Here is a 9956-nt window from a genome sequence, read left to right on the forward strand (position 1 = left end):
TCAAGCCTATACGCCGAGAAGGTCGCCAAGCTTTTGGGTGACAGGACGCATCGGATCAACAAAGCCGAGATCGTAGATCATGGTCGTTTCGAGATTGCCCTTGTGGTCGACGTAGTGCGATATGGCTTCATGCGAGACCCCTTGGCCCGCCAACATCAGCGAGATCGCGATCCGCTTAAGGTCGTAGAGCTGGAAATACGCGGGGACACCCGGCAGGGCCTTGAACTTGTCCAGCCCCTTGCGGAAGTTGTCGCGGGGCTGCGTCATGTCGGTATGGGACGGGAACAGCAACTTGCTGTCGGGCCAGCGGAGGCGTTGGGCCTGCACCATCCCGGCGACCCGAAGATGGATCGGCACCGATCGGTAGGCGTACTCGTAGAGTGAACGCGACAGTTTGATGCCTTTGGTGTTGTGCTTGTGCCAGACCAGCTTCTCCAGATCGAAATGGTCGAATTCCGCCTTGGCTAGGTCGCTGGGCCGGGCCATGGTCAGGAACAGGATGCCCATGAAATTGCAGAGTTCCTGCATCTGGTCGTTGGCGGTTGCCACCTGTCCCTTGACCAGCGCCATGTTCCGCTTGGTGAACCCTTCCAGGTGATCGATTTCAGGCACAGCCTCAAACACCGGGTAGAAGATGTGGGCCGCGATTTGTCGGATCTGCTCAGTGGAATAATCCCGGCGGCGGCGGATCTGCTTCCGCGCGCGGATGGGGGTGCAGGGATTGCGCATGTCCACCAGTTGCATGCGGATAGCCCAGTTGTAGAGCGCCAAGACGTGCCGGAGCGCGCTGTTGAACACGTATGGCGACGTAAACTGCTTTTGGAATTCTTCAATATGGAGCGGCTTGATGGAGGAGAGCGGCCGGTCGGCAAACAGCGTCCCGAAATCCTTGTAACGCCGCCGACTGTTGTGGCCGCGGTTGCTGGCGACCTTCGGGGTAGGGCGCAGCCAATGGGCCACGAAAATCGCGAAGTTGTAACGGTAGCCTTGGGAAAGGCCGCTCACGTGGCTTTCCCAATAGCGATCAATCGCCTCACGGACCGTCAGAAGGTGGGCGCGGCGGGGGTCGGTTCGGTCGAAATCCGGATTTTCGCCGGCCTCCAGCCGGCGCTGCCGCTGGCCCACCGTCAGTCGGGCAGAGGATACGGTGAGAACGACGGTTGTCCCGAGCACTTTCCGATAGCGCCTGCCATTGAACTGGTAGGCATGGACGAAGGCTTTATTTCCGAGCGCAGTCACACGGAGTCCCAGCCCTGAAACGGAGTCGTTGCGAATGCGGCCGTCTATTCCAACCGGATAATCCCAGTAAATTTCCTGGCCTTTCCCAGAAGGGCAATTTGCGGTAAAAACTAGATCGTCAGTTAAAAATAATTGGGGCATTTCATGTAACTTCCATGTAACCGATTTATAGCAAATGTTACATGGAAAGTGAAGTAATGATGATCATCAAGTCATCAAAAATGACACAAAAACAAATGATTACCAATTTCGATAATCTCGGATTATCGTACTTGGGGCGCTCCGAAGGAAGGGGTCATGCGTTCGAATCGCGTCGGGTGCGCCAAGTTTTTCAAATAGTTACGTGAATGTCGATCTTGTCGGTTCTGTTCATGTAACTTTCGTGTAACGACTTCCACCATCACGAGATCGCGCCGTCATCCCGACGTTTACGGCCACACATTGGAGGTGGAGGCAGACAAACACAGGTTAGCGCTTTAGAGCTTTCCGCCAGCCGACTACGAAGATGAGGGAATGCTTATGTGGGTTTTCGGTTATGGTTCCCTAATGTGGGACGGTTGGCAGAAGAAACATGGCAGTGGCGGGGCCATACTCGCTGAATTGCCTGGATACGTTCGTGCCTTCAACAAAGCGTCTATTCTACGCTGGGGGACAAAGGCGGATCCCGGTCCGACGCTAAATCTAGTCGAAAGCGATGGCGGCGTATGCGTGGGCTATGCCTTCGAATTTCCTGCAGCGAAGAAGGCCGAGGTTCTAGCCGATCTGGCTAGTCGTGAAGGTAAGGGCTTTGAGCTACGCCCAATGGAGGTGAGATTGACGGGCGGGCAGAGGGTCCTTGCCTATACACCTGTCTACATTGGCAAAAACCTGATCACGGGCAAATCATCGGTGGATCTCGTTGCGAAGGCTCGCTCGGCAAGGGGTGTCGCCGGCAATTGCACCGACTACATACTCAGCATCGCGGAAAAGCTGGCTAGCCTCAAAATCTCAGACAAGGCTGTAGAAGATTTCGCAAGTGCTCTGGAAGAGCACTAGTAAAAACAGGCTCGTCAGCAATCATCCACTTCACAGACTACTTTCTCAGGCCGAGGAATTTCAGCAAGGCAGCCCAAATCCGTGCGGCAAGACCGAGCCGTGGTTCGCGAGCCTTATAATACGCTTCACGCCGTCTTTCTTCGGTTTGCCGACCGGCTGCAATCTGCTCATCACTCCACCCAATTGCCCAATCAATCCCACCATCTGTAATCAGGTAATGGGACCGACAGGGCAGCTGCCAGTTACCGATTGACGGGCGCAATGTCGCGCGGCCATTCCGTTCAGAAAGAGTCCACTCGGCCGGGCCGAGAGGCACCGACACCTTATTGCCGCAGCCGCAGGCGCAGAGATGGGCGGCCACCGCAAATTCTCTGGACACATAGAGAATGCCCGACTCGAGCTGTTTTGGCACATACTGGACATGCTGGAGCGCGAGATGCTTCACGCGTCGCGCTCCGACATGACGCGGAGGGCGGTTGTGTCCATTAGCAAATGGTACGCCGAATTGTCGTCGACGTAAAAGCCGCGGAGCTGCTTGTACCTCATCACGGCCAGACCCGCGTTGAGGGCGTTAAGCTCGGCGATCTGGATGTTTTCCCGGTAGACGTTGTCCGGATCATCCACGGTTTCGGCCAGATTCATGGCGCGAACTTCGCCAGCCTTTTCGGCGCCGAAATAGGTGGCCCGCAGGGTGCCGGCCAGCGGGCCCTGTTTGCGGTTCAGCCCCATTCCCACATCGATGAAGGGAATAGCCAGCGCTATCAACAGGTCAAAGATGGCTGCGCGGGCGGAACCTTTGTCAACGCAAACGAATGCGAAAGTCACCCCTTCGAGTTCGGATGAGGAGGATGCATCAATATAGGTCGGCCGCATGGATAATCCGTGCCGGAAGTTCGCGTAGCGCTTTTCAGCGGTCGCCGCCTTGGACTTGCCCCAGTCGCCGAGATCCAGGGCGCCTGGGGACCGGAAAGCGTTGTGGGGGTAAAATTTATCCCCATCGAAACCGCGGATTTCCTTGACCCGGGTCTTGGCCATGAAGTCCAAGACGTAGGAGCCGGTGCCGCCGAGCCCGATGATGGCAATGACGTCGTCCTTGAACACGCTGGCAAGATCCGCAATCTCGGCACGGCTGGTCAGGGAATCGTGCACCTTGAAGACGGAATCCGGCAAGATGTCCGGATCAACACGAAAAGTGAGAGGCGTTGCCTGCGGGTACCGTTCGATCGCCGGCCCGGAGATCAGCGCTACGTAGTGCTCGACTTTGTCGAAGAAATCCGGAAACCCGTTCGGCGGCTTGTTGGAAAAGGACCTCTGGACGATGACGTCGTGGTGCGACAACGGAATGGTCATCTCGCCACCGGATAAATTTGCCACCGGACGTCCATCGAGCCCGTATGGCGCCGATCCGGCGAAAAAGACCTGATGGTCATGCTGCATGTAGCGGTTCTGGTCGACAGGCACCAACTTGCTGACGATGGAACCGGTTTGAAGCGTGCCCTCGTGGTCGAGGTAGGGAATGTCCCTGGCCACGAGGTGCAACGTGTCAACCCGCAGGGCATAGCCCTTTTCGAGTAGACGACGGATGTCGTCGTTATGATTGGCCAGTTCGGTTAACACTAAAGACCATTCCTTCCTTGACTTTGACGCTGCCGCCCGGGGCTAGAATACCCTCCGGCTTGTGCCCGTCGCCACGGGTGTAAGTCACCGAGTAAGTGATCTCTGGGTGCTGCGGATAGTCGGGATGGGCGAGCGTCACCACTTCCGCATAAGTGATGTCGTCCTTTTTCGGGACTTCGTAGGGGGTGCCGTCAACGATGATCGTGACGGTCTTGTCCTTGACCTTTGCGGTCTCCTGGGTTTCCATTCGGGAATTTCCTTGTTTGTTGGAGCCGCTAGCCGCGCGGCGGGTTGGGATCGTTGCCGTGGCTGTCGCTCTGGGCGATCCGGCCGTCCTGATTGTGGATCTTGAGTTCGGTATGCTGGTTGCGGCTGACGTTCCGCCCCTGGTCCACCGCCTCGCGCTTGGTGTCGAAGTGCCGGAGGCCCGCTCGCTACCGCCACGCTTGACGTCCCAGCCCCCGGCCTTGTTAGGCACCACATGATGTGTGCCGCCGCCTTTCTTGCCTGCCATATGTTGATCTCCTTCGTCGTTGTTGAACTTAAAGTACGCCTACTCCGAACATCTTTGATCCAGTTCGTTTCGGTTGTCAAGTACCCTATGTGCTGCTACTCTGAACTTATCAACCGGAAAGGAGCTATCCGTGACCACGCCCATTGGCGAAAAAATTCGTACCCTGCGCAAACAAAAGGGCTTCACCCTCGATCGCTTGGCTGAACTGGCCGAGTCCAGCAAAAGCTATATCTGGGAACTTGAAAACAAGGACCTGCCACGACCGTCCGCCGACAAGATCAGTAAAGTCGCCATCGCACTGGACGTTACCCCCGATTACCTGCTCACAGATGCAGTCGCGGTCGAAGACGCCACGGATACCGCGTTTTTCCGTAAATACCGCACCATGGATCCGGGCACGAAAGAAAAAATCCGCAAGATGCTCGATCTCATGGGCGGTGATGAATGACCCAAGTCTTCACGCCGGAGCGTTGGGCTTTCGAGATCACACATCTCCTGAACGTGGTGCTCGGCGCGGACCGGTTTCCAATCGATGTGGCACAAGTGGCGCTGGAGTTCTCGCGGAATCGCTTTGCGTCTGATCCCATCGTAATGGTCAAGGGAGATAACCTGCCAACCTTTGACGGTGCGCTTTATCCGGCTCCCAAGGGCCGGCCCGGATGGGGCATCATCTACAACAATGCCATCTCCTCCAAGGGCAGGATCAATTTCACGCTCGCCCACGAGTTCGGCCATTATCTCCTGCACCGCTTGGCTTATCCCAACGGTTTTGAATGCGGGCCGCAGCAAATTGTCCGATGGGACTCGGAATATGGCCAAGTCGAGCACCAGGCGAATGTGTTCGCCGCCACGCTGCTGATGCCGCTCGATGATTTCCGGCGGCAGATATCGGCGAAAGCCAAGGTCGACTTGGCGATGCTGAAGGGCTGCGCCGAACGGTACGGGGTCTCTTTAATTGCTGCGGTCCTGCGCTGGCTGAGCTACACGGAGCGCCGCGCCATCTTGGTGGTATCTCGTGACGGCTATGTTCTTTGGGCGCGTTCGAGCGAACCGGCGTGGAAGTCTGGCGCGTATTTCAAAACCTCGATCGGCGGGCCGATAGAACTTCCGGCGACGGCGTTGCCTCTCAACCCCCAGGTCCTTGTCGACGGCCGTGGCGAGCGCGACCATCCAGCCGGCGTATGGCTAAGGGAACCGGTACATGAGACGACGTTGTTAGCCGAGCAGTACGATTTCTCGCTTTCTCTGCTGGCATTGGACGATGCACCGCCTCGTCAGCTTGAGGAAGCCGACGTGGAGGAGGATACAGTCGACCGCTTCACGGCTAGATAGTCTCTCCCGGCACCACCAAGCCCTCAATCTCCTGAATCATCTTTTTGTTTGCAAAGGGTGCCCCTGCGGCCGCAGGCGAAGCCGAGGCTCGACCGTCTTGCAGGCGCAGGGGCGGCGCCTTAGCAACCCGGTCAGCAGTGTTGATTCTGTCGGTCAACGGCAAATAGTCCTCCGGCAGTCGATGATGCTTGGCGCCGTCCTGAAGATGCCGCAGGTAAGCCGCGCTGGGCAAAAATGGACCCGCTTGCGGTTCGGCAACGTAGTCAGCATTTCGGTTGCCACGTCGTTCACCGTCACCGTCACGGCGAGCTGCGTATAGCTGTTGACGTTCCGATCGCGCCGGGCGGGCATCCTTCCCTGCGGTCGAGTAGCGCCAAGGTCCGAGGAGTCTCGCGGCGCGGCGTGCTATATTCACCTGTTGGTAGATTCCGGGACGTGGTCTTCGGGAGCGATGCCCACAAACCCGACAGAGGGAGTGACTTATGAAATGGGGCGATCAAAAGCGCGATTTTCATCCGATTCTGGCGGTCTGGCCAGAGTACCGACCACTGCATAACTGGTGGCATATCATCGAGTACGCCGAGAGCGAACCACATAAACCAGCATGGCGCGATCGTCGTGTTCCTTCGCCAGATGGGGGCGTTAAGGTTGATCTATATCGGGATCAGGACGCTGCCATTGAGGCTGCGGCGACGCTCAACCTCAAGCTCTCCCAGGCGCTGGAGGAAAGGGCGTTGGACGAGGAGACCCGCGCCTCTTTGCGGCTCAAAATGCGTAAAGCGCTTGAAGCGAAAGAACGACTTTCAAACGAAGAGTTGTTGATGTTCAAGGAGGGCGTCCGGCGGCATGCTAACGACCCGCGTCCACTTGCATCGGAGCTTCAACTGCCGAAGGACTCCGAGGACTACCGGGACGCTCTAGCAACGCAGCTCTCCGAAATGCCCTATCTGCGCTCGGTCCTCATGGGCACCGGATACTCTTCGTACGTCCTTTACTGTGAAAAAGGCCTGCGCTGGACTAAGCCATATACCGCCGGCAGGCGGGGTGCCCAGGAAGCCTACCGCGCGCGCACTGCCAACGCCTACGACTTCAACGGGTCTGACCATTGGGGCAAAACCAAAGCGAAGATCCGCGAGATCTTGTTGCCCCGTGCCAACCAGCTTCTGAAACTGGCCAGTGTGCAGCGACTTCTCGACGAGGCATTGCAGCGTGGCGAGCGCGTGCTCGTCGTCGGTGAAGTTGTGTTCTGGTACGAGGACGACGGGTCGGTCGGCTGGCAGATTAAGTCCGTGGCACCTTCGGAAGACAAGGATGGGACTGCGCTCTGGAAGGAAGGCTCGATCCTTTCCAAGAACCACGGCCGCATTGTCGTTCTTCCCTACATCAAAGAGGATGGCGAAAGAGTCAGCGGCCACACGAAGAACGTCGCCGGCGATGGCCCTGCCAAGCCACGTCACCCGGACCACTTCGTTACACTGCCGTTCCGCGTTCTGGACAGCGCCCTTATGATCGGCCTGTTTGGCGAACTCCCGTACGAATAGGGCGCAGCGGTCCACCCTAATTCCTTGCCGAGCCGCGGACCTATTCCGGCCGCCTGTAGCGCGATCGACAGACTTTCGCGCACGACAGCGAAATCCCTGCATCGAGGGCAGATGGAGCCTGGCATGATCCGGTGACGCGCGCATGGGATTTTGGCTCTCTCTGGACCGTGCGGCAATGGGGAGCAGGCTGCTACGGGCAGCTTCGCAGGCAAGGGCAGGCCCTCCTCCTCTCCATTCCGGCCCTTCGGGTGCATGCGCCGCTTTGGCCCTCCGCCGCTGGAGGCTCCCGCCGCACTGGCGGTCCAGAAAGGAGCCAACCATGCCAACGAAGCGCGACACCTATCAGATCATTACCGACACCATTCTTAGAGCCCTCGAAAACTGCGGGCCATGCGAGCGTCCTTGGAGCAGACCGTCACTGATCATGCCCACGAATGCCTTAACCGGCCACGAGTACCGCGGGTCGAACGTGATCATGCTGTGGGTCGCCGCCCAGGAGGCTGGGTTTTCGGAAAATGCCTGGGCAACCTTCAAGCAGTGGTCGGAGAAGGGCGCAAGCGTCCGCAAGGGTGAAAAAGGCACCCCGGTCATTTGGTTCCAGATGCTCGAGCGCAAGGACCCCGATGATGCCGGCGCTGACGAAGAAGGCCGTCGCATTCCCTGCGCCCGCCTCAGCTGGGTCTTCAACATCGGACAGGTGGATGGCTATCAGCCCGAAGTCCGCACATCGGAAGACAACCAAGTGTCTCCGATCGCGCAGGCCGATGCGTTGATCGCTGCAAGCCTTGCAAAGATTACGCACCAAGGCGTACAGGCCTTTTACCGGCCAAGCACCGACGAAATTGTCATGCCGCCCAGGCATCTGTTCACTGGAACGTCCACCAGCAGCGCCACCGAGGCCTACTACGGTGTAATTCTTCACGAGCTGACCCATTGGACAGCGCCGCGTCTGCAGCGCGAATTCGGTAGACGCTTCGGCGATGCCGCCTACGCAGCCGAAGAACTCGTCGCCGAGCTGGGAGCTGCCTTCCTCTGCGCGAAGCTGGGCATCGAGGCGGAACCCCGTGCTGACCACGCCAAGTATCTGGCAAGCTGGATCAAAATCCTCAAGCATGACCGCAAGGCATTCGTCACTGCTGCCAGCAAGGCGTCGGACGCCGGCGATTACCTGCTGGCCCTTGGGGACAAGGAGGAGGCAGCCTGACGGTCGCTTTCTTTTAGCCAGCCACAGCGCCGAGCCGACGTTGTTCGGGGTCCGTAAAGAGAAGATAGTACCCAGGGACCAACAGAGCAGAACGGTCCAGCATAGGTGGGCTTGGCGGCTACCACTGGGTGCTCAAAGAGCAAGCATTGGATCACGCGCAGGGTTGAACTCAGTGCACAAGCATCTCTGACGCTGGACGTCCCGCCAGAATCGGGTCACAGTTCGAATTAGCAATAGAACCCGTAGAAAGACTGGAACCCCAGCGTTTGCTGGGTCTTTACCAACGTCGTGCATTGTAGGGTTGCCCGTTTGGGCAGGCCTTGGCAACGGTGGGTAGCGCCTCATATACTATACGGCTAGCTCGCCAAGCTGCTTGGCGAGTGGTACGGTGGTGGGCATGGGAATGAACTTGGCGCACATCAACAACGGCGAAAGCCGCGTTGGCGGTGACTCGTCATTCGGTTGGCACTATGCCAACATCATCCGGCTCATGAAGCTGTTGCGCTACAAGCATGCCGTGGCAAAGGGATATGACGCAGCCGCTCCGCACTATGACGCCTGGAAATGGCAGATCCTGTGGCGGAAGATTGAATGGCCTGTTCTTCGTTCACTCTTGACTCCCCCTGAACGTGTCGTTGCGCCCGAACGCGTGCTCGAAATCGGAATCGGCACCGGCGCCGTTGCCGAGCGGATCCTCGATGAGGTACGCTCCATACGCCGGTACGTCGGCATCGATCTCAGTGCGCGGATGCTCGCGGTATGCGCTCAAAGGCTGGGTGACCGCGTAGAGCTCATCCATGAGGACGTCGCGAAGGTCGATTTCAGCAGCTTGGGCGACACCTTCGACTTCGTCCTGTCCTGCCGCATGATTGGTCATCTGCAGTCGCCAGGTGATCTGTTCACGAGGGTGCAGACCGTTCTGGCGCAAGACGGCCGCTTCGTCGTGACCGACCTCGACCCCGGCCATGCATATGCTTCGACACGGCTGCCCACATCAGAAGGGCGCGTCGAGGTACCCACTTTCAAGCATCGGCAGGAAGACGTCATCGCCGCCGCTGAGAAGGCCGGCCTTCGCCTAGACCGCCTCTACCGAACTTACGAAGACGAAGCGCTGGCCAACGCCGGCGCGGAGGTCCCGGACTCGCTTGTCGGGCGGAAGGGACCGTTGTTCAATCTTTTCGTGTTCAAGCAAGGGCCCAGCAGCCCCGCATAAACGTCACGCGGCTGTCACGCTCGCGTTGTACGCGGCTTGCAGTCTAACATGGACATAGGCTAGTTCTCTTTCGGGGGACTAGTAATGGCATTGAATCTCGAACGTTACTACGAAGTAGAGTTGCCCGCCCCCGAAGACCCGCGGGCCGGCCGAGACACCCCCCCACCGGCGGACAACAACCACAAAAAAAAAAAAAAAAAATAAAAAAAAAAAAAAGACCAACCCACAACAAAAAAAAAAAAAATAACACATTAAAGTATA

General features: G+C 58.0%; 10 protein-coding genes and 1 pseudogene. 6 read left to right on the top strand and 5 right to left on the bottom strand.

The features are described 5' to 3' along the window. Positions 1 to 6: 6 nt before the first annotated feature. Positions 7 to 1380, bottom strand: a complete 1374-nt coding sequence (locus NKI52_RS30815) for an integrase family protein (protein ID WP_352700659.1) — start codon at positions 1378 to 1380, stop codon at positions 7 to 9. A gap of 378 nt (positions 1381 to 1758) precedes the next feature. Between NKI52_RS30815 and NKI52_RS30820 the strand changes: the two genes are divergently transcribed. Next, complete coding sequence (locus NKI52_RS30820; protein WP_352700660.1) at positions 1759 to 2274, top strand: gamma-glutamylcyclotransferase; 516 nt, start codon at positions 1759 to 1761, stop codon at positions 2272 to 2274. Positions 2275 to 2311: 37 nt separating this feature from the next. On the opposite strand, the gene NKI52_RS30825 is transcribed toward NKI52_RS30820, so the two are convergent. From NKI52_RS30825 to NKI52_RS30840, 4 genes and pseudogenes are all read right to left on the bottom strand, one after another. Further along, positions 2312 to 2719 carry a ubiquitination-like system serine protease family protein gene (locus NKI52_RS30825; protein WP_352700661.1) on the bottom strand — a complete coding sequence of 136 codons (408 nt, stop codon included), beginning with the start codon at positions 2717 to 2719 and terminating at the stop codon, positions 2312 to 2314. Then, positions 2716 to 3891: a ThiF family adenylyltransferase gene (locus tag NKI52_RS30830; RefSeq protein ID WP_352700662.1), complete on the bottom strand. Its 1176-nt coding sequence runs from the start codon at positions 3889 to 3891 to the stop codon at positions 2716 to 2718. Before NKI52_RS30830 ends, NKI52_RS30825 begins: the two co-directional genes overlap by 4 nt. Next, entirely contained in the window at positions 3866 to 4138 is a 273-nt protein-coding gene (locus NKI52_RS30835; protein ID WP_352700663.1) for a multiubiquitin domain-containing protein, read from the bottom strand. Before NKI52_RS30835 ends, NKI52_RS30830 begins: the two co-directional genes overlap by 26 nt. A gap of 28 nt (positions 4139 to 4166) precedes the next feature. Then, positions 4167 to 4405, bottom strand: a pseudogene (locus NKI52_RS30840) (DUF2188 domain-containing protein). Positions 4406 to 4535: 130 nt separating this feature from the next. Between NKI52_RS30840 and NKI52_RS30845 the strand changes: the two are divergent. The 5 genes from NKI52_RS30845 (at position 4536) to NKI52_RS30865 (ending at position 9695) form a co-directional block, all read left to right on the top strand. Further along, positions 4536 to 4853 carry a helix-turn-helix domain-containing protein gene (locus NKI52_RS30845; RefSeq protein WP_352700664.1) on the top strand — a complete coding sequence of 106 codons (318 nt, stop codon included), beginning with the start codon at positions 4536 to 4538 and terminating at the stop codon, positions 4851 to 4853. Further along, the gene (locus tag NKI52_RS30850; RefSeq protein WP_352700665.1) at positions 4850 to 5737 is read left to right on the top strand and encodes an ImmA/IrrE family metallo-endopeptidase; all 888 of its coding nucleotides are present in this window, start codon (positions 4850 to 4852) and stop codon (positions 5735 to 5737) included. Before NKI52_RS30845 ends, NKI52_RS30850 begins: the two co-directional genes overlap by 4 nt. 482 nt (positions 5738 to 6219) lie before the next feature. Further along, the gene (locus tag NKI52_RS30855) at positions 6220 to 7278 is read left to right on the top strand and encodes a hypothetical protein (protein WP_352700666.1); all 1059 of its coding nucleotides are present in this window, start codon (positions 6220 to 6222) and stop codon (positions 7276 to 7278) included. A gap of 319 nt (positions 7279 to 7597) precedes the next feature. After that, entirely contained in the window at positions 7598 to 8482 is an 885-nt protein-coding gene (locus tag NKI52_RS30860) for an ArdC family protein (RefSeq protein WP_352700667.1), read from the top strand. A 409-nt stretch (positions 8483 to 8891) separates the two neighbouring features. Next, on the top strand, positions 8892 to 9695 hold the full coding sequence (locus NKI52_RS30865; RefSeq protein WP_352700668.1) for a class I SAM-dependent DNA methyltransferase: 804 nt from the start codon (positions 8892 to 8894) through the stop codon (positions 9693 to 9695). The last annotated feature ends 261 nt before the right edge of the window (positions 9696 to 9956 follow it).

Source organism: Mesorhizobium sp. M0590, assembly GCF_040320905.1.
Classification (GTDB): domain Bacteria; phylum Pseudomonadota; class Alphaproteobacteria; order Rhizobiales; family Rhizobiaceae; genus Mesorhizobium.

What these genes read in the sequence shown, in the direction of transcription:
- NKI52_RS30835 (WP_352700663.1), bottom strand. Translation starts at nt 4,138, where the DNA reads ATGGAAACCCAGGAGACCGCAAAGGTCAAGGACAAGACCGTCACGATC.
- NKI52_RS30855 (WP_352700666.1), top strand. Translation starts at nt 6,220, where the DNA reads ATGAAATGGGGCGATCAAAAGCGCGATTTTCATCCGATTCTGGCGGTC.
- NKI52_RS30815 (WP_352700659.1), bottom strand. Translation starts at nt 1,380, where the DNA reads ATGCCCCAATTATTTTTAACTGACGATCTAGTTTTTACCGCAAATTGC.
- NKI52_RS30860 (WP_352700667.1), top strand. Translation starts at nt 7,598, where the DNA reads ATGCCAACGAAGCGCGACACCTATCAGATCATTACCGACACCATTCTT.
- NKI52_RS30820 (WP_352700660.1), top strand. Translation starts at nt 1,759, where the DNA reads ATGTGGGTTTTCGGTTATGGTTCCCTAATGTGGGACGGTTGGCAGAAG.
- NKI52_RS30850 (WP_352700665.1), top strand. Translation starts at nt 4,850, where the DNA reads ATGACCCAAGTCTTCACGCCGGAGCGTTGGGCTTTCGAGATCACACAT.